Annotated in this window: 18 protein-coding genes; 5 read left to right on the top strand and 13 right to left on the bottom strand. The window is 68.9% G+C overall.

Translation table 11 applies throughout. The annotated features are described in order from the left end of the window. Positions 1 to 32 precede the first annotated feature (32 nt). Together ACIBQ1_RS12305 and ACIBQ1_RS12310 are read left to right on the top strand one after the other, a co-directional pair. Entirely contained in the window at positions 33 to 170 is a 138-nt protein-coding gene (locus tag ACIBQ1_RS12305) for a hypothetical protein (RefSeq protein WP_397276846.1), read from the top strand. Then, on the top strand, positions 167 to 1309 hold the full coding sequence (locus ACIBQ1_RS12310; protein WP_397276847.1) for a methyltransferase domain-containing protein: 1143 nt from the start codon (positions 167 to 169) through the stop codon (positions 1307 to 1309). The genes ACIBQ1_RS12305 and ACIBQ1_RS12310 overlap by 4 nt, the downstream gene beginning before the upstream one ends. Before the next feature lie 108 nt (positions 1310 to 1417). Here the strand turns inward: ACIBQ1_RS12310 and ACIBQ1_RS12315 are convergent, their stop codons facing one another. From ACIBQ1_RS12315 to ACIBQ1_RS12345, 7 genes are all read right to left on the bottom strand, one after another. After that, positions 1418 to 2224 (bottom strand): UTRA domain-containing protein, encoded by an 807-nt coding sequence (locus ACIBQ1_RS12315; protein WP_397276849.1) that lies wholly within the window; start codon positions 2222 to 2224, stop codon positions 1418 to 1420. A 941-nt stretch (positions 2225 to 3165) separates the two neighbouring features. Next, the gene (locus ACIBQ1_RS12320) at positions 3166 to 3717 is read right to left on the bottom strand and encodes an ATP/GTP-binding protein (RefSeq protein WP_355379269.1); all 552 of its coding nucleotides are present in this window, start codon (positions 3715 to 3717) and stop codon (positions 3166 to 3168) included. Positions 3718 to 3724: 7 nt separating this feature from the next. Next, complete coding sequence (locus tag ACIBQ1_RS12325) at positions 3725 to 4129, bottom strand: DUF742 domain-containing protein (protein WP_225964010.1); 405 nt, start codon at positions 4127 to 4129, stop codon at positions 3725 to 3727. 20 nt (positions 4130 to 4149) lie between these two features. Beyond that, the gene (locus tag ACIBQ1_RS12330) at positions 4150 to 4563 is read right to left on the bottom strand and encodes a roadblock/LC7 domain-containing protein (RefSeq protein WP_201760494.1); all 414 of its coding nucleotides are present in this window, start codon (positions 4561 to 4563) and stop codon (positions 4150 to 4152) included. Positions 4564 to 4568: 5 nt separating this feature from the next. Next, positions 4569 to 7811 (bottom strand): nitrate- and nitrite sensing domain-containing protein, encoded by a 3243-nt coding sequence (locus ACIBQ1_RS12335; protein ID WP_397276851.1) that lies wholly within the window; start codon positions 7809 to 7811, stop codon positions 4569 to 4571. A 252-nt stretch (positions 7812 to 8063) separates the two neighbouring features. Further along, positions 8064 to 9461: an aminobutyraldehyde dehydrogenase gene (locus ACIBQ1_RS12340; RefSeq protein ID WP_397276853.1), complete on the bottom strand. Its 1398-nt coding sequence runs from the start codon at positions 9459 to 9461 to the stop codon at positions 8064 to 8066. A gap of 14 nt (positions 9462 to 9475) precedes the next feature. Beyond that, positions 9476 to 10729 carry a glycosyltransferase gene (locus ACIBQ1_RS12345; RefSeq protein ID WP_397276855.1) on the bottom strand — a complete coding sequence of 418 codons (1254 nt, stop codon included), beginning with the start codon at positions 10727 to 10729 and terminating at the stop codon, positions 9476 to 9478. A gap of 146 nt (positions 10730 to 10875) precedes the next feature. Between ACIBQ1_RS12345 and ACIBQ1_RS12350 the strand changes: the two genes are divergently transcribed. After that, on the top strand, positions 10876 to 11481 hold the full coding sequence (locus ACIBQ1_RS12350; RefSeq protein ID WP_397276857.1) for a TetR/AcrR family transcriptional regulator: 606 nt from the start codon (positions 10876 to 10878) through the stop codon (positions 11479 to 11481). Positions 11482 to 11483: 2 nt separating this feature from the next. Here the strand turns inward: ACIBQ1_RS12350 and ACIBQ1_RS12355 are convergent, their stop codons facing one another. From ACIBQ1_RS12355 to ACIBQ1_RS12370, 4 genes are all read right to left on the bottom strand, one after another. Beyond that, the gene (locus ACIBQ1_RS12355; protein WP_397276859.1) at positions 11484 to 12533 is read right to left on the bottom strand and encodes an ABC transporter ATP-binding protein; all 1050 of its coding nucleotides are present in this window, start codon (positions 12531 to 12533) and stop codon (positions 11484 to 11486) included. After that, a complete protein-coding gene (locus ACIBQ1_RS12360; protein ID WP_397276861.1) occupies positions 12520 to 13299 on the bottom strand; it encodes an ABC transporter permease in 780 nt (259 codons plus the stop codon). Before ACIBQ1_RS12360 ends, ACIBQ1_RS12355 begins: the two co-directional genes overlap by 14 nt. After that, complete coding sequence (locus ACIBQ1_RS12365; protein WP_397276862.1) at positions 13292 to 14065, bottom strand: ABC transporter permease; 774 nt, start codon at positions 14063 to 14065, stop codon at positions 13292 to 13294. Before ACIBQ1_RS12365 ends, ACIBQ1_RS12360 begins: the two co-directional genes overlap by 8 nt. Positions 14066 to 14187: 122 nt before the next feature. Then, entirely contained in the window at positions 14188 to 15312 is a 1125-nt protein-coding gene (locus ACIBQ1_RS12370; RefSeq protein ID WP_397276864.1) for a spermidine/putrescine ABC transporter substrate-binding protein, read from the bottom strand. Positions 15313 to 15684: 372 nt separating this feature from the next. Between ACIBQ1_RS12370 and ACIBQ1_RS12375 the strand changes: the two genes are divergently transcribed. Both ACIBQ1_RS12375 and ACIBQ1_RS12380 read left to right on the top strand, forming a co-directional pair. Continuing rightward, the gene (locus tag ACIBQ1_RS12375) at positions 15685 to 16605 is read left to right on the top strand and encodes a hypothetical protein (protein ID WP_397276866.1); all 921 of its coding nucleotides are present in this window, start codon (positions 15685 to 15687) and stop codon (positions 16603 to 16605) included. Continuing rightward, positions 16602 to 17561 (top strand): SIS domain-containing protein, encoded by a 960-nt coding sequence (locus tag ACIBQ1_RS12380; RefSeq protein WP_397276868.1) that lies wholly within the window; start codon positions 16602 to 16604, stop codon positions 17559 to 17561. The genes ACIBQ1_RS12375 and ACIBQ1_RS12380 overlap by 4 nt, the downstream gene beginning before the upstream one ends. Positions 17562 to 17564: 3 nt before the next feature. Here the strand turns inward: ACIBQ1_RS12380 and ACIBQ1_RS12385 are convergent, their stop codons facing one another. Together ACIBQ1_RS12385 and ACIBQ1_RS12390 are read right to left on the bottom strand one after the other, a co-directional pair. Continuing rightward, on the bottom strand, positions 17565 to 18131 hold the full coding sequence (locus tag ACIBQ1_RS12385; protein WP_397276869.1) for a GTP-binding protein: 567 nt from the start codon (positions 18129 to 18131) through the stop codon (positions 17565 to 17567). Continuing rightward, complete coding sequence (locus ACIBQ1_RS12390; RefSeq protein WP_397277659.1) at positions 18112 to 18426, bottom strand: DUF742 domain-containing protein; 315 nt, start codon at positions 18424 to 18426, stop codon at positions 18112 to 18114. The genes ACIBQ1_RS12385 and ACIBQ1_RS12390 overlap by 20 nt, the downstream gene beginning before the upstream one ends. Between the last annotated feature and the right edge of the window lie 24 nt (positions 18427 to 18450).

The following is an 18450-nucleotide window of genomic DNA, read 5'->3' on the forward strand; positions in this document are numbered from 1 at the left end:
ATGAGCTACTCGTCTAGACGTAGGAGGCCAGCATGGGAAAGCACAAGGGCGAGGAGCCCAGCCTGAAGCCGTTCGCTCCCCCAAAGGAGCAGAAGAAGAGCCAGGGCGACGGAGACGGCAGCGCGGGTAGGCGCGGCAGCGGTGACGGGGACAAGAAGGACGGCAAGTGACCCTCGACCTGGGCGCCCGCATTGATGGCCTGATCGACGTCATCAGCGAGCGCCGCCCGGTCAGCGTCGCCCTCGACAAGGCGCTGCGAGCCGTGCACCGGCATCGTTTCGTACCCCCTGCCGGGGTCGCTCTCACCGGAGGCGGCCCCCGCCTCATCGACCGGCACGCCGACCCGGACACCTGGTGGGCCACGGTGTACGGGCCGGACGCCATCGTGACGCAGCTCGATGCCGGCGCGACCGACATCCGCGAGGTGGACGGGCGCTACACCTCCTCCAACTCCGCCCCGGGGACCGTCGTCGATCTGCTCACCCTGCTCGATCCGGAGCCGGGTGATCGGGTGCTGGAGATCGGCACGGGGACGGGCTGGACCGCCGCGCTGCTGTCCCACCTGGTCGGCGAGCACGGCATCGTGACCTCGATCGAGGTCGATCATGCCGTCGCCGAGCAAGCGGGAAAGACGCTGGCCGCGGCCGGCGTGCACCCGCGCCTGGTCGTCGGTGACGGGGCGGACGGGTGGGCCGAGGGAGCACCGTACGACCGGGTCCACGTCACCTGCGCCGTCCACACGGTGCCGTACGCGTGGGTCGAGCAGACTCGGCCGGGCGGCGTGATCCTGGCGCCGTTCTCGCCCGGCTTCGACGTCGACTTTTCCGTGCGGCTCGTGGTCATGCCGGGCGGGGTCGCCGTCGGCCGGTTCCCCGGCTGCACGTCGTACATGCTGATGCGCTCGCAGGACGGCTCCCCCGTCGCCGACGACGACGGCAGCGGCCGACGGTCCACGACCCAGGTGGACCCGCACACGATCGCTTACGCGCCGGCGGGGGCGGGGCTGGCCATGTCGGCTCTCACCGGCCTGCACCTCCGCGAGGTCGACGAGGGAGACCGTTTCGTGCTGTACGTGGTCGACCCTGCCGACCCTGCCCACTGGGCGGCGGCGGTTCACGACTCGGACGGCGATCACCTCGCATACCAGCTCGGCGATCGGTCGCTGTGGGATGAGATCACCGACGCCTACGCCCAGTGGGTGTCCTGGGGCGAGCCGGACCGGGAACGGTTCGGCATGACCATCACGCAGGAGGGCCAACGGATCTGGCTGGACACTCCGGAGCGTACGCTGGGCCACGCCGGGGCCTGAGCACGCGGAGAGCGGCGCCTCTTGCCAGGCGCCAGGCCCTCGACCAGGGAGATCCTGCGCCTGTATCGGAACTCGTTGTCAGCCTGGATCCACGGCTCAGTTGGTCACTCAGAATTCGTCGTACCCGGAGACCTGGCCTATGGAGAAGACGTGCCGGTTGGCCGCGCAGATCGTCTCCAAAATGTGAATGGGCGTATCCTCGGTGGAATAGCTCGCCCGGAGTACCTGGACGACCCACTCGCCCGGCTCCAACTCCAGCGTCTCACGCTCGAAGGCGGTCGGCGGCCGGGCGGTCAGGTTCTCCTCCGCGTGACCGAACGCGTAGCCCAGGGCGATCAGCGCGGACTGAAGCGACGGCTTGACGAACTCCGGCTCGGCAAGCCGGGTGTCGCCGAACAGGTCGGCACGGAAGTAGCTCGTCGCGATCCGCACCGGCACGTCGTTGGCTGTCATCCTCTTGCGCCGCGCAACGATGTCCGCACCAGGTTCGACCCGCAGGCAAGCCGCCACATGATCGCTGGCGGGCTCCAGTCCAACGTAGAGCATCTGGCGGTCGGCCCTGAGCCCCTGCCGTTCCGCCTCCGCCAGGAACAGGGACTTGGAACCCCGTACTGCGGGCTCGGTCGGCAACGCCCGCTGCACCAGCACCCGAGGAGCGGGGGACGCGGGCCCTTCCGGAGCACGAGCCGTCGGCCCCTTCCTCATCTGTGAGATACGACCAGGCGACACGCCCAACCGCCCGGCGATCTCCTCCAGGCTCATGCCGGATTCGCGCGCCTCGGCGATGGCCTGCCGCCGCATCTTGGCCGCCTCGGTCACCAGCCCCTGTTCCTCGGTCATGAGTCGGCTGAGAAGGCGGGCTCGTTCCACGGGATCGCCGACCTCGGCGACTTCCCTCAGCGTCTTCAAGTCCATCCGGGCGTTGCCTCCTCGGCGACCGACATATGGTGCACTTTAGCCCCCCTATTGCGAGGGTCAAGCCACAGCTCTACTCTCGACTTTAGCCCCCCTAAAACAGGGGCCTTAAGCAGACCCCCACCTACGGGACGAACGGTGCAGCAACACCGCCCGCAGACGGGGGTCTGAGGCATCGAGAGCTTTGGGGCGTCAACGATGCATGACCAGATTATCGCCGTGCCCAAGAACGGCAAGAAAACGCAAGCCGCACTATCCGCAGAGCTCCTACGCCGGTCCCTCCAGATCGAGCACGGCATTCACGCAGACGCACACGAGGGCTACGGCCTCGCCCTGGTGTCAGTCTGGGCGGGGCTGGTGGTGTGGTGCGACGGGGAGCGGTACTGGTGGCGGGCCGGCTGGGATGACCGGCGCAAGCGGGTGCTGTACGCCCGCCATCCGGCCATCGAGCCGTCACGAGCCGCCCGACGTGTCGCCTTCCGCTACGCCGATCTACGGAACGTCGTCCCTCCTCGACGAGGATCGGCGATCTCGCCTACCTGCCTCCAGCCCAGGCGAGCAGCCGATGACGAACCCGCACAAGAATCTTGGATGTCATGTCAAGATCGTGGACATGCTCCATAGCCCCGCGCGCACTCGGGCCGTGGGCGAGTCGCTGAAAGGCAGCGCGGGAGGGTGGTAGCTGCTTGCGTGATGGCACGCTGGCACTGGTGCGACTGGATGGTGACTGGGCCGACCTGCCGGGCGGGGTGCGGCGCTGGACTGTCCACTGGGACGATCTCCTCATTTCCTCGATCGAGGCGGGCAGGGTGGGCAGGAGCCGGCCCACCGTCTCGTCTGTCAAGGGGTGGGCCGACCGGGATACGCCGAAGGGCCAGGAGAGAATCCTGGCCCTTCGGCGTAAAGACCGTCATTCGAAGCCCCGGGTGGGGCCGGCCCGCCTACACCGGGGTGTGCATGTGGCGGGTCAGGGCGTGTTCCACCAGGGTGATCAAGGTGGATTTCACCGACTCCCGCTGCCTGGCATCCAGGCGGACGATCGGGATGTGGCCGCCGATCGACAGGGCCTCGCGGAGTTCGTCCTGGGCGTGCGCGAACTGCCCGTCCCAGCCGTTGATGCCGATCACGAACGGCAGCTTCGCCTCTTCGAAATAGTCGATGGCGGGGAAGCTGTCCGCCAGGCGCCGCGTGTCCACGAGCACCACCGCGCCGATCGCGCCCCGCACCAGGTCGTCCCACATGAACCAGAAGCGGTGCTGTCCGGGCGTGCCGAACAGGTAGAGGATCAGGTCCTGGTCGAGCGAGACCCGGCCGAAGTCCATGGCCACGGTCGTGGTGGTCTTGTTCGGCGTGAGGGAGACGTCGTCCACGTGCGCGGAGGCGTCCGTCATGACCGCTTCGGTGGTGAGCGGCAGGATCTCCGAGACCGCACCCACGAATGTCGTCTTCCCCACGCCGAAGCCCCCGGCCACGACGATCTTCGTCGAGGTCAGGCCGGGACTAGAGCCTGCGAAGTCCACTGAGCACCCTTTCGAGCAAGTTGAGGTCCGGCTTTCCGGCGTCCAGCGCAGGCTGGTGCACGCGGATCAGGCCCTCGGACGCCATGTCGGCGATCAGCACCCGGACCACGCCAAGGGGCTGGCGTAAAAGGGCGGAGATCTCGGCAACCGACCGGACGTTCCGGGTCAGTTGAATAATCGCCTGATACTCCGGACTAAGTAGGGAAATGTCTTGGTATTCCGACGTCACAGAGGACACCAAAGCCTCCATGGCGAACTTCATCCGCGGAGCGGTACGCCCCCCGGTCACGGCATAGGGCCGTACCAGGGAGCTCTGCTTCTGCGGACGGGGAGCCGCCGGATGCGGCGGAGTGCTATCACCAGCCCAACCCTGACCTGACACCATGATCTCCTGTCACCGCCCCGCTAACGGGGACGGGCCGCTTGCAGCTCGGCGCGTACAGCCGGCGTCAGCACCTGGCCCGCCCGCTCGACCAGCAGGGTCATCTGGTACGCGACCAGGCCCATGTCACAGTCGGGGGCAGCCAGGACAGCCAAACAGGACCCATCACTGATGGACATGATCATCAAGAGCCCGCGCTGCATCTCGATAACGGTCTGGGTCACCATACCGCCCTCGAAGACCCGCGCGGCACCCTGGGTGAGGCTGATCACGCCGGACGCCACCGCGGCCAGCTGGTCGGCCCGGTCCTTGGGAAAACCCTCGGAGAAGGCCAGCGGCAAACCGTCGGACGACACCACGACCGTGTGGGCGACGCCCGGCACGTTGTTCACGAAATCCGTGATCAACCAGCTGATGCCGCGCGCTCCCTGGCTCATTTCTCTCATTTGTCCTCCTCATTCTCTTCGCCCCGGGTGAACGCTCGGCCCTGGCGGACGCCCTGCTGGAAGCTGGAGAGCCGGCTGCGCAGCCGCTCGGGTGAGATCTGCGGCACCGGTGACGAAGCCTGGGGCTCGGCGAGGCTGGCCGTACCGGGCACCAGGTTGGCCTTGGGGACGCGACGGGGCAGGCCCGAGGACGTCGTGCCGCCCTGCGCGGGCTGTGCGGCAGCCTGCGCGGCCTGGAAGCCGGAATCCGCCGGCGAGGACCACGTCGCTCCCGCCCCCGACGCGCCCGGCGTGCGCCGCGGCAGGCCCGAAGGGGACGATGTGGGAACGGCCGGGGTGGGGTCCGGGTCGGCGGGCACGGCCGGGTGCACGGCCGTGATCTCCGGCTCGTCCTCGCGGGCCGCGGGCTCGCTGTGCGGCCGCTGCACCTCGGGCTCCGGCCGCCGGAACCAGTCGGACCCGACCGACGAGAAGATCGGCAGGAACTCGTCCCCCTGCTCCTCGATGGGCGAGTTGCGCACCACGGGGAGCGGACCGGTCATGTCCTGCGAGGAGTAGTCGCCGGGCCCGAACCTGTCGTAGTTGGAGTGCCCGTTCTGCTGGAACGGGTCGGCGGCCTTGGGCTCATCCGCGAACGGCGACCGGTACGACTCCCCGAACTGCGGCTGCGGACGGTCCTCGGACTCGAACAGCGACCTGCGCGGCACCGGGTCGGCGAAGGACGACCACCGCGGCTCCTCCGGCTGCTGCTTGGGCGGCTCGGTGGCGAACGACGGCCAGCGCGGCTCTTCCTCCTGCAGGGGCGGCGGCTGCTCCGCGAAGGACGGCCACCGGTTGTCCGCGAACGACGTCGGCTGCTGCGCGGGCGGCGGCGTCTCCTCGGCGAACGACGGCCAGCGCTGCTCACCGAACGGCTGCTCACCGAACGGCTGCTGCGCGGGCGGCGGGGCCTCCTCGGCGAAGGACGGCCAGCGCGGCTGGTCGCCGTTCTGCGAGCTGTGCGGCTGCTCCACGTAGGGCGCCTGCCGTTCCCCGAAGGGCTGCTCACCGAACGGCTGGTCCCCGAAGGGCTGCTCGCCGAACGGGCGATCCCCGGCGGGCCGGTCGTTGAACGCCGCGGGCTGCTCGTTGAACGGCGCGGGGTCGCCCCCGAAGGGAGCCCAGTTCCCGCCGCCGCTGCTCCCCGGCACGGGCAGCGACCCCGGCCACTGCGTGTCCACCACGTGCTCAGGACCGTCGACCGAGGGCCCCGCCCCGAAGGAGCCGGCCCCGTTCCGCGACTGGTCCGTGAACATGCTCGGGTCGAAGTCCGTGAACGCCTCGTACTGCCCGCCCTGCTGCGGCACGCCCAGCCCGCTGCTGATCAGCATGTCGGGCAGGAAGACCAGCGCGCTCAGGCCGCCCGTCTCCCGGGGGCTGAGCTGGACGCGGACGCCGTGCCGCAGGGCCAGCCGGCCGACCACGAACAGGCCCATGCGCCGCGACACCGACACGTCCACGACGGGCGGGTTCGCCAGCCGCCAGTTGGCCTCGGAGAGCTCCTCCTGGTTCATCCCGATGCCCAGGTCGTTGATCGACACGAGCACGCCGCCCTCGGCGGGCGTGCTGGTGACCTGGACCTTGCTCTCGCGGGGAGAGAACGAGATCGCGTTCTCGATCAGCTCGGCGAGCAGGTGGACGGCGTCGGTGACGGCCGGGCCGACGATGAGCGTGCCGGACGGGATCTGGATCTGGACCCGCTCGTAGTTCTCGACCTCGGACAGCGAGGCGCGGGCGATGTCGACCAGCGGCACCGGCTCGCTCCACTTGCGCGCGGCCTCCTGGCCGGCGAGGACCAGGAGGTTCTCGCTGTTGCGGCGCATGCGGGTGGCCAGGTGGTCGAGCCTGAACAGGTTCGCGAGCCGCTGCTCGTCCTCCTCGCCCTGCTCCAGGCCCTCGATGAGCTGCAGCTGCCGCTCGACCAGCGTCTGGCTGCGGCGGGAGAGGTTGACGAACATGGAGTTGACGTTCGCGCGCAGCTTGGCCTCGTCGCCGGCCAGCCGGATCGCCTCGCGGTGGACCTCGTCGAAGGCCTGCGCGACCTCGCCGATCTCGTCGCGGGTGTTGATGCCGACCGAGGGCGTCTCGGGCACGTGCGCGCCGTCGCCGGACTCGCGCAGCACGCGGACGGTCTCGGGCAGCCGGGTCGTGGCGACCTGAAGCGCCTCGGCGCGCAGCCGGCGCAGCGGGCGGACCAGCGAACCGGCCACGCGGGTGGTGAAGATCAGGACGAGGAGCAGCAGGACGAGGATCATCGCACCGGAGATGATCGCGTTGCGCTGCTCGGTGTCGCTCAGGTCCCGGGTCCTGGCCACGATCGTGGTGGCCAGGCCGTCCTCGACCTTGCGCATGGCGTTCCCGGACAGCGTGGTCGACTCGTACCAGTTGCCCAGGTCACGGCGAGTGGTGACGTCGAGGTCCCGGATCTCGTTGTACTCACGCACCTGGGCGAGCGCCCGCTGGCGCATGGCGTCCCCGAGGTCGATCTGCAGGCTCTTGACGCCCTTCTGGTACGCGGCCAGGTCCTTGGGGTCGGCCTCCTGCTCGAAGGCGGCCAGCTCGGCCTGCTGCTTGTCCCAGGAGCCCAGGAAATCCGACAGGTCGTCGTTGTCCAGCTTCCGCTGGACGAGCGCCACGATCAGGATGATCTGCTGGCGCGAGATCTCCTCCTTGACCCGCTGCAGCGAGCCGAGCGCGGCCACGTCACCCTGGAGGGTGTCGTCGTTGACGCCGTCGCCCAGGTCGCCCTCGATCGCGGAGAAGACGCCGATCATGGTCGTGTACGTGCTGATGGCGGCGCGCGGCGGCACGTTCGAGACCATCGACTCGCGGAGGCTGTCGAGACCGCCGAGCCACCGGCGCATGTTGTCGACGCCCTCGCGGACACGGGCGGAGTGCGCGGCGTCGATGGCGTTGGCCGCGCTCAGCACCTGCTTCTTGGCCGTGTCCGTCGCCTGCCGCTGCGTCTTGAGCTGCACGAGGCGCTGGCCCCTGCTGCGGTCGGAGACGTACCAAGCGGTGAGCGTCCGCTCCTTGCCGAGCTCGTGGTTGAGCGCGCCGATGCGCTGCACCAACTCGGCGACCTGGGTGAGCCGGCGGTACTCGGCGCTGGTGCCGATGGCGTTGGCCAGCTGCACGCCGGCGAGCAGCACGCCCACCACCGTGGGGATGAGGATCAGCGCGACCAGCCTGGAGCGCACACGCCAGTTCCCCAGCCGGAAACGTCCGCCTGTGTACTCCCCTGACCTCGTGTGCCTGGGGTCTTTCGTCCTCACTGACTCTCGCAACCTCTCGCCGGTACGTGCTCGAAAGAAATCAGACACGCGTGTGGCGCATGGGATTCGTTCCGGCTGGGTAATTGGAACACAACCCGTACCAGATCGGCCAACCGAACATATCCCATCACACGTGCCCAAAGGGTCACTTTGGGCAACATATCGCCGTACACGTCTTTAAGCGGGCCGGAACGAATCCCGCTCTGCGGGTGCCGCGTGCTTCACCATCAGGTGCCGCGTCACCGAGTACTCCTGCACCGCCTCCTGGCTCATGTCCTTGCCGAACCCACTGCCCTTCACCCCGCCGTGCGGCGCCTCGCTGGCGATGGGCAGATGGTCGTTCACCCAGGTCACACCCACATCGAGCCGGTGTGACACGCGCATCGCCCTGGAGACGTCACGCGACCACACCGACGAGGCCAGACCGTACCGCGTGTCGTTGGCCAGCCGGACCGCCTCGTCCTCGCCGTCGAACGGTAGCGCCACGAGCACGGGTCCGAAAAGCTCCCCTTGCACGATCTCACTGTCCTGGGCGACGTCGGTCACGAGTGTGGGCGGGTAGAAGAAGCCGGCGCCCTCGATCGGGGCGCCGCCGTGGAGCACGCGCCCGCCGGCCCTGGAGACGAACCCGTGCACCCGATCCCGGTGAGCGGCCGAGATCAGCGGGCCGATGTCCGTGGCCGGGTCCCAGGGGTCACCGACGGAAATTCTGGCAAGAGTTGCCCGTAGTGCCTCGATCGCGTCCGCGTACACCTCGCGGGCGACGTAGACGCGGGTCGCGGCCGTGCAGTCCTGCCCGGTGTTGTATGTCGCCCCCATCGCCACCCCGCGGGCCATCTCCGCGAGGTCGGCGTCCTCGAAGACCAGCGCCGGCGCCTTGCCGCCGAGTTCGAGGTGCACCCGCTTGAGCGTGGCCGCGGCCCCGGTCATGACCGCCCGGCCCGTCTCCGTGGAGCCGGTGACGCTGACCATGTCCACACCCGGGTGGGTGACCAGCGCCTGACCGGCCTCGGCGTCCCCGGTGACCGCCTGGACGAGGCCGTCGGGCGCGCCCGCCTTGGCGAACAGCTCGGCCAGCCGCAACGTCGTACGCGGGGTCTGCGGCGCCGGCTTGATCACCACAGCGTTGCCCGCGGCCACCGCCGGGCCGACCTTCCAGATCGCCATGACGAACGGGAAGTTCCACGGTGCGATCGACCCCACCACCCCGACGGGACGGCGCAGCATGACCGAGGTGTAGCCGGGGCTGAAGACACCGGCGCCCGAGCCTTCGAGGGAACGGGCGGCCCCGGCGAAGAAGCGCAGGTTGTCGACGGCGAACGGCAGCTCGCCGTCCCTGAACACCGTCGCGGGCTTGCCCGTCTCCTCCACCTCCAGCCTGGTCAGCTCCTCGGCGTCGGCCTCCACCAGGTCGGCCACCCGCAGCAGCAGCCGCGCCCGGTCGGCCGGGGTGGTCTGCGACCACTCCTCGAAGGCCGCGCGGGCACGGTCCACGGCCGCCGCCACGCCCTCCACCGGCGTGTCCGGGATCTCGGCGCACGGCAGCCCGGTGGCGGGGTTGATCAGTTCACGCATGGGAATTCATGTCCTCACTGGCCGAGCTGCTCGATCAGGTCGGCGGCCTTGCGCAGGCCGTCGCGACGCCTGATCTCCTCGCCCTCGGCGGCGATCCGGGCACGCAGCTCGGTGTCCCCGAGCAGCCGCTCGACCGCCCCCTTCAGCTCTTCGTCCGTGAAGGTGTAGGTGGAAAGCCTCACACCATAGCCCAGTTCGTCGGCCCGCTGGGCGTTGTCGTACTGGTCCCAGAAGAGCGGCAGCAGGATCATCGGCTTACCGAAGTGCAGCGCTTCCGTGGTCGTGTTGTTGCCGCCGTGCGTGATGATCAGATCACACAGCGGGATGATCTTGGTCTGCGGGAGGAACTCCGCGCCCCACATGTTGTCGGCGAGCTTGATCTCCTCGTGCAGCGGACCCTTGGAGACGATGTACTGATGCGGCGTAGTGGCCAGCACGTCGATGACGCGCTGCATCAGCTCCACGTCGGAGGAGCCGAGCGAGCCGAGCGAGAAGTAGACCAGCGAACCCTCGTCGCGACGCTCGAAGGGCAGCGTGAAGGCCTCGTCCGTCTCCCGCACCGACGAGTCGAGCCGGTGCCAGGAGTCGCCGAGCGGGCGGTCGCCCACGTAGTCGAGGAGCTCGGGGTAGACGTAGAGGTTCAGGTCGCCCTCGTGGATGAAGTCGAGGTCGGGCAGCGGCTCGGTGCCCTGCTCGACGCACCACTCGTTGAAGGCGGTCCAGAGCTCGCGGTGCGTGCGGTCGTACTCGGCGCGGAAGGCCGCCCACTCCGAGCGGTCGTCGGCGGGCAGGCCGGAGAAGACCGGCGCGATGTTCTCGCCGCGCACCTCAAGCGGGTTGCAGGAGACAATGCGGACGAACTTCTTGCCCGCGGTGAGCAGCGCCGGGAACGTGATCACGTTATCCTCGACGATCACGTCGGGGTCGACGCGCTCGATGATCGCCTTGAGCTGCGGCTCGCAGTACTTCACGCCGTCGATCAGCTCGGCCCAGATCGGCTTGGTGACGGTGTCGAGCTGTTCCAGGGTGCTCTTGCGGTACTCGGGGGCGGTCTCGCGGATGAAGTCCTTCCAGAACTGCCCCGGGTCCTGCTCGTCGGCGTCCTCGGGCGGCGGGGCGAGGTCGACGAGGTCCTCCTCGAAGCCGAGTGCTTCGAGCTTGCCCTTCCACGACGCCTCCGCGGCGAAGACGACGCGGTGGCCGCGGCGGCGGAGGATGTCGCCGATGCCGATCGAGTTGTTGGTGGGCCCGTAGGCGCTTTCAGGCATGAACAGGATGGTGAGAGACATCGAGACTCCGGTCGAACTCATCATTTTGAAGAGGAATTCAAGAACTGATCTAGCGTGAAGGTCAAGTAACAGGCACTATGGTCACGGCTAACTGAACAGCAGCAAAACGAGTGAAGGCGGTGGGGGTGGCTCAGCGTAAGAGCCGTAACGACCGGCGCATCGACTTGATCGAGGCCGCGCGCAGGGCCATCATCCGTCACGGCATCGACGGTGTGCAGCTCTCGCACGTCGCCGAGGAGGCCGGTCTGACCTCCGGCGCTGTGCTCTACCACTACCCCGACCTCAGCGAGCTGCTGGTCGAGGCGCAGCACGCGGGCATGGAGCGCTTCTACGAGCAGCGCGTGCGGCAGCTGGCGACCCTCACCGACCCGGTCGAGAAGCTGGTGCTCACGATCAGGTCCGGGCTGCCGACCGGGCCGCTCGACCCCGACGTCCGCCTGCTCAACGAGCTGGGCGGGGCCGCGGGCCGCAATCGGGTCTACGGCGTGCTGCTCACCTCGCTCTACGATCGCCAGGTCTCGATGTACCAGGCGATCCTGGACACCGGGGCCGCACTGGGGGTGTTCAGGCTGAGCGCCGACTCGCTGACGATCGCGCGCAACCTGGTGGCGCTGGAGGACGCGTACGGCTACCGCATCACGGCCAGGCACCCGGTGATCGGCCCGGCCGAGGCGGCCGAGCTGATCCTTTCCTACGCCCGCGCTGCCACGGGCAACGACCTGGCCCATTGAGCTCACCGGTCGACCGCCATGATGACCGCGTCCTCGGCCTTCCAGCGCACCTTGACCTTCGCGCCCGCCTTGACCGTGCTCGCCCCCTGCACGGCGACCAGCAGCGGCTTGGCGTGGCCCGGCACCTCCACGGAGATGTGCGACACGCCCCCGTAGAAGCTGACGTCCAGGACGCTGCCCTTGAGCCCGCGGGTGGCGTTCTCGTCGGCCAGCTCGACGCTCTCCGGCCGGACCGCCAGCAGCGCCTCGGCGCCCGCCTCCAGCTCTTCGAGGGGGGTGCCGGCCAGCATGCCGAAGTCGGCGGTCTTGATGCCGTCGAGCCCGCCGGCCGTGCCCAGGAAGAGGTTGTTGGCGCCGACGAAGTCGGCCACGAACGGCGTGCGGGGCCGCTCGTAGAGCGCGATCGGCTCGTCCACCTGCCGCACCTTGCCGCTGTCGAAGACCGCGATGCGGTCGGCCAGCGACATGGCCTCCTCCTGGTCGTGCGTGACCACCACGAACGTGATGCCCACCTCGTGCTGCAGGCGCTTGAGCTCCAGCTGCATGTCGGCGCGGACCTTCTTGTCCAGGGCCGACAGCGGCTCGTCGAGCAGCAGCAGGCGGGGCCGCTTGACGATGGAACGCGCCAGCGCGACCCGCTGCCGCTGGCCGCCGGAGAGCTGGGCGGGCTTGCGGCCGGCATGCGCCGACAGCCCGACGGTCTCCAGCACCTCGCCGACGCGCTGGCGCACCTCCTGGCGGGGCAGCCGCTCGCGCTCCAGGCCGTAGGCCACGTTCTTGGCCACGGTCATGTGGGGGAACAGCGCGTACGACTGGAACATGAGGCTGATCGGCCGCCGGTTCGGCTGCTTGGACAGCAGGTCCTGGCCGTCCAGCGTGACCGTGCCCCGGTCGGGCGTCTCGAACCCGGCGATGATGCGCAGCAACGTGGTCTTGCCGCAGCCCGAGGGCCCGAGCAGGGCGAAGAACTCGCCCTGGCCGATCTCCAGCGACACGTCGTCGAGTGCCGTGACCTCCCCGAACCTGCGGGTGATCCCGTCAATCCTGAGCACGCCTCTCCCCGATCTTCGTCATACGCTGGCCGGCGATCACCGCCGTGAAGCTCACGAGGAGCAGGATCGCGGCCAGCGCGTTGATCTTCGGGGTGACCCCGAACCGGATCATCGAATAGATCACGATCGGCAGCGTCTGGTCGCTGTTGCCGATCGTGAAGAACGCGATCACGAACTCGTCCAGCGACAGCGTGAACGCCAGCAGCGCGCCGGCGACGATGCCCGGCGTCAGCTGCGGAAGCGTGATCTTCAAGAACGTCGTGACCGGCCCCGCGCCCAGATCCCGCGAGGCCTCCTCCAGCGAGGTGTCGGAGTTGGTCAGCCTGGTGCGCACCACCGCGGCCACGAACGCCATCGCGAACAGGCCGTGGGCGAGGATCACCGAGTACAGGCCCAGCGTGAGCTGGATCAGGCCGTAGAACAGCAGCAGCCCGATCGCGAGCACCAGGTCGGGCAGCACCGCCGGCATGAGCGCGATGGCGTCCAGCGTCTTGGACCTGGTGTGCCGGGCCAGCCCGACGGCCAGCAGCGTGCCGAGCACGGTGGCGATCGCCGTGGCGCCCGTGGCCACGATCAGCGTGTTGACCAGGCCGTCCCTGACCCGCTCGTCGTTGACCAGCTCGCCGTACCACTTGAAGCTGAAGCCCTCGTACGTGTACGCCGACCTGCCGGAGTTGAACGACATGACGACGAGCACGACGATCGGCAGGTACAGGAAGACGTACGTGGCCCAGAACGGGACGTACAGGAGCTTTGACCTACGCACGGCGCGCCACCCTGGCCTGCACGAGGAGCAGCACGATCAGCACCGCGATGAGCGCCAGCGCGAGCGTCGAGCCGAACGGCCAGTCGCGGGCCTTCAGGAACTGGTCGCGGATCAGATTGCCCACCATGATCGACTTGCTGCCGCCGAGGATCTCGGGGATGACGAAGTTGCCGAAGCTCGGCACGAACACGAACAGGCACCCGGTCATCACGCCCGGGACCGTCAGCGGCAGCGTGACCTTCCTGAAGGTGGTGAACGCCGAGGCGCCCAGGTTGGCCGAGGCCTCCCGAAGCTGCGGGTCGAGCCGCTCGATGGCGGAGTACAGCGGCAGCACCATCAGCGGCAGGTACGAGTAGAGCAGCCCGGTGACGATCGTGCCCTGCTTGTAGAGCAGCTCCATGTCCGTGCCCAGCAGCGAGTTGACCACGCCGGGGCCGCTCAGCAGGATGATCCAGGCGTACACGCGGATGATGAAGTTCGTCCAGAACGGCAGCACGATGGCGACCAGCGCCACCGTCTTCCACTTCGGCGGGAGCTGGGCGATCAGGTACGCCGTCGGATAGCCGACCAGCAGCGCGATCAGCGTCGTCAGCGTCGCGATCTTCAGCGAGGTGGCCACCACGCCGAGGTAGAGCGGGTCGACCAGGCGCCCGAAGTTCTCGGTGGTGAACTCGTAGACGACGCCGCCGAAGCGCCCGCGCTGGAACACCGTGTTGCTGAGCACCAGCGCCAGCGGCACCAGCAGCAGCACGATCAAGTAGGTCACACCGGGCGACAGGAAAACGAACGCGCCCAGCCGGCGTTTCAGCCCACGCGACAACGACGCGCCCAGCCGGTGTCCCCCCGAGGGGGCCACCGGCCGGGTTTTGACCTCAGACTTCACCGCTGTTACTGCTGTGCCGTGATTTCGGTCGACAGGCGCGTGTACTTGGTCGACGCCTGGCCCAGGTCGATGATCGACTCACCGTCGAGCAGCTCGGCCGGCTTGATGCCGAGCAGCGAGCCCTTGGGGACCTGCACCCGCTCCATGGCGGCCTTGTTCGGGACCTTGTAGTTGATGTTCTCGGCGGCCCAGCTGTGGATCTCGGGGTCGAGGATGTAGTTGATCAGGGCGTGCGCGGCCTCCTTGTTCTTGGAGGACTTCATGATCACCATGGTGTCCACCCAGAGGTCGCTGCCCTCCTTCGGCACCACGAACTTGATGTTGCCCTTCGGGTCCGTGGTCGGGCACCAGCCGTCCCACGCCTCGACCATGACGGCCTCGCCGGACTTCAGCTTGTCGCCGAACGTGACGTCGTCGTAGGTGAGCAGGTGGGGCTTCTGCGCGACGAGAAGGTCCTTGACCTTGGCGATCTCGTCGTCCTTGTCGGTGTTGACCGAGTAGCCGAGCGACTTGAGCGCGGGCAGGGCGAGCCAGCGCTCGGTGGTCATCATGGTGACCTTCTTGTCGGCCCAGGCCGGCGGCTTGAGCAGATCGTTCCAACTCGTCGGCTCGGACTTCACCAGGTCGGATCGGTAGCAGATGCCCGTCGTGCCCCAGGTGTAGGGCACCGAGTACTTGTTGCCCTTGTCGTAGGAGAGCTGGGTGGCCTCCGGGTAGAGGTTGGCCAGGTTGGGGATCAGCTCGGGGTGGATCGGCTCCAGCAGGCCCGCGGCGTTGAGCGCCTGTGCGTACTGGCCCGACACGAACGCCACGTCGATGCCGCTGTCACCGGGGGCGGTGAGCTTGGTCATCGCGACCTCGTTGGTGTCGTGCAGGGCGACCTTGACGTCCTTGACCTTGAGCTTCGCCTTGACCTTCTCGGGCAGCTCCTTGGGCGTGTAGTCCGCCCATACGGTGATCTGGAGCGACTGCTGCGACAGGTCCGCGTTCGGCTTGAGCTGGTCGGCCGGCGCCGCGGTCGTGCCTTCTGAGCTGGTCGACGACTCACCGCCGCACGCCGCGACGGCGAGCGCGAGGCCGGCCGCCGTGAGGGCGGCCGGGAGACGACGGGTGAACCGGATACGGGACACGGCCGCTACTCCTTCTGAAGTTTGCCTTGTTGTGGGGTCGCGCGACCTTACCGGACACGGCAGACCAGAGACAGGAGTGTTGCAGGGCAAATCAACATGAGCAAGACTTGTGATGACATTGCTACCTGCGAGCTCCGGAAGTTTGGTCCACAAAGTTTGAATTGGGATTCAATAGCCGATCGGCTGCTCTCTCTCGGTGAGAACCCCCTCACGGCCCGAGACCGGGGGGTCAGCGCCGCACTCCTCCCACTGCTTGCGGGTGAGGTGCCGCCGCCGTTCGCGGTACGGCGTTTCCTCCGGCTGCCCAGCCTCTCGTACAGCCTTGGGGATCTCCACACTGGGGCCCCAGCTGAGCGGGACTTCGGCCCGCACGTGGACCAGACGAACTACTCCGTCGTGGTGGACGAGAAGGTGGTCGTCAAGTGGCTCACCCCACCCGTCCCACTGCCCCACCCCGCCCCGGAGGTCTTCGCTCACCTCGTTGAGGCGGGATTCAACGACACAGCCCCTCCTTACGCGGCCCTGACCCGCGCGGTGGACGGGAAGGAGCAGCTCCTGGCCCTGGTGACGGGCTACCTTCCGCAGGCCCGCGACGGCTGGGAATGGTGCGTCGACGAGGCCGAGGCCGGCACCACGCGCTTCGCCCCCGTGCTCGGCCGCCTGGCCGCCGACCTCCACCTCGCCCTCGCCACGCTCCCCACCCCGGCGGCGGAGCCAGGAGCCGCGGGTACGGCGGCCAGGGCGGAGGCCGCGCTCGCGGAGGCGCTCGAACTCACGGACGGCGCGGACGGGGCGTGGCTGGCCACGAGGACCCCGGCGATCCGGCGCGAGCTGGCCGCCCTCCAGGAGCCCGTCGCGGGCCCCCGCATCAGGATCCACGGCGACCTGCACGTGGGCCAGATCCTCAAATGGCGCGACGGCTACGCGGTGATCGACTTCGACGGCAACCCCACCGTCACCGACGCCGACCCATGCCAGCCGGCCGCCAGGGACGTGGCCCAGCTCACCACGAGCATCGAGCACGTGGCCCAGGTCGCGATCAAGCGCAGGGACGCCGACCCCGACGCGGCCGCCGCGTGGGCCGCGAAGGCCCGCGCCGAGCTGCTGGCCGCGTACCGGGCCCGCCTGGCCGAGAGGAACCGGCCGGACCTGCTCGACGAGCGGCTGCTGCGACCGTTCGAGGTGGAGCAGGAGTGCCGCGAGCTCATCTATGCCGCCCGCCACCTCCCCCGCTGGCGTTACGCCCCCATGGGCGTCCTGCGTACCTGGTACCAAGAGGAGAACATCACGTGAATTCCGAGCTCTACCTGTCCGACCTGGAGGCCAAACCGGCGGCGCTCAGGGGGCTGGCCGCCGCGCTGCGGGAGGAGAACCCGTTCGCGGCCCTCCCCCAGGGCCTCACCAGGGTGCTCTTCCTGGGCATGGGCAGCTCCAGGTACGCCGCGGGCGTGGTCGCGCTGCGCCTGCGCAGGGCGGGCGTGGACGCGTACGCCGACTACGCCTCGGCGGCGGCCACCTACCCGGCCGCCGCGGACACCCTGGTCGTCCCGATCTCGGCCACCGGTTCGAGCACGGAGACCCTCGACGCCGTGGAACGGTACACGGGCGGCCCGTCCTACCTGGCGGCGCTCACCAACACCCAGGGCTCCCCCCTCGCCGAGCGGGCCGACCTGGTGATCGACATGCGCGCGGGCGAGGAGCGCGGCGGCGTCGCCTGCCGCACGTTCCAGCACACCCTGGCCCTCCTCCTGGCCCTGGAGGCCCACCTCACCGGGACGGACCGCGACCTGCCGGGGCTGCTGGAGCGCTCCGCCGAGGCCACGGCCGACCTCCTGGACAGGAGGGACGAATGGCTCCCCCTGACCATGGAGCTGCTGGACGGCGACCGCGGCGTCTACACCATCGCCCCCGCCGAGCGGCTGTCGTCGGCCGAGCAGTCGGCGCTGATGTTCCGCGAGGGTCCGCGCCGCCCCGCCGACGCGTGCGAGACGGGCGACTGGTCACACGTGGACGTCTACCTCACCAAGACCCTCGACTACCGCGCGCTGCTCTACCCCGGCTCCCGCTACACCGCCCAGGCCATGGACTGGGTACGCGAACGCGGCTCCACGGTGGTCACCGTCGGCGGGGAGGTCAAGGACGCCACGGCCGCCGTCAGGTACGCGCACGACGACGACCCGGACGTCGCACTGCTCACCGAGACGCTGGTGGCCGAGCTGGTCGCCGGGGAGTGGTGGGCAGGCCAGTAGGGTCTAACGCGCCCGTGCGGCGAGCGCGTGCTCGACGAGCGAGATGAGGGCGTGCTTGACCGCGGGCCGCGCCCGCGCGTCGGTGCGGACGATCGGTATGTGCGGGGAGAGCGTCAGCGCCTCCCGCACCTCGCTCTCGGTGTGCGAGAACACCCCGTCCCAGCCGTTCAGCCCGATGATGAACGGGATGCCGGACTCCTCGAAGTAGTCGATGGCCGGAAAGCTGTCGGCCAGCCGCCGCGAGTCCACCAGCACCACGGCCCCGATGGCGCCGCGCACGAGGTCGTCCCACATGAACCAGAACCGGTGCTGCCCCGGCGTGCCGAACAGATAGAGGATCAGATCCTGGTCCAGCGAGAGCCGCCCGAAGTCCATGGCCACGGTGGTGGTGGTCTTGCCCGGAGTGAGCCCGAGGTCGTCGATGCCCTCGGACGCGTCCGTCATCACCGCCTCCGTGGTCAACGGCATGATCTCGGACACGGAGCCCACGAACGTGGTCTTCCCTACGCCGAACCCGCCCGCCACGACGATCTTCGTGGAGGTGAGCCGGCTAGAGCCTGCGAAGTCCACTCAATACCCTTTCGAGCAGGCCCCTGTTGGGGAGGCCCGCGTCAAGCTGGGGCTGGTACACCCTGACCAGCCCGTCCGCTTCCATGTCGGCCACCAGCACCCTCGCCACCCCGAGAGGAACGCTCAGCAGCGCGGAGATCTCCGCCACGGAGCGCACCTGCCGGCACAACTCGCTGATCGCGCGATATTCACGGGTGTACGTCATGCCGAGTCGTGCCGAGGTGGCCGACGATACCAGGGCTTCCATGGCGAGCTCCGTGCGAGGAGTCGTCCTGCCTCCGGTGACGGCGTACATCCGGACGAGCGAGCTGCGCTCGGG

Origin of the sequence: Nonomuraea sp. NPDC050153 (assembly GCF_044460125.1) — a bacterium.
Lineage (GTDB): Bacteria > Actinomycetota > Actinomycetes > Streptosporangiales > Streptosporangiaceae > Nonomuraea.

What these genes read in the sequence shown, in the direction of transcription:
- ACIBQ1_RS12305 (WP_397276846.1), top strand. Translation starts at nt 33, where the DNA reads ATGGGAAAGCACAAGGGCGAGGAGCCCAGCCTGAAGCCGTTCGCTCCC.
- ACIBQ1_RS12315 (WP_397276849.1), bottom strand. Translation starts at nt 2,224, where the DNA reads ATGGACTTGAAGACGCTGAGGGAAGTCGCCGAGGTCGGCGATCCCGTG.
- ACIBQ1_RS12325 (WP_225964010.1), bottom strand. Translation starts at nt 4,129, where the DNA reads ATGGTGTCAGGTCAGGGTTGGGCTGGTGATAGCACTCCGCCGCATCCG.
- ACIBQ1_RS12330 (WP_201760494.1), bottom strand. Translation starts at nt 4,563, where the DNA reads ATGAGCCAGGGAGCGCGCGGCATCAGCTGGTTGATCACGGATTTCGTG.
- ACIBQ1_RS12340 (WP_397276853.1), bottom strand. Translation starts at nt 9,461, where the DNA reads ATGCGTGAACTGATCAACCCCGCCACCGGGCTGCCGTGCGCCGAGATC.
- ACIBQ1_RS12345 (WP_397276855.1), bottom strand. Translation starts at nt 10,729, where the DNA reads ATGCCTGAAAGCGCCTACGGGCCCACCAACAACTCGATCGGCATCGGC.
- ACIBQ1_RS12390 (WP_397277659.1), bottom strand. Translation starts at nt 18,426, where the DNA reads ATGTACGCCGTCACCGGAGGCAGGACGACTCCTCGCACGGAGCTCGCC.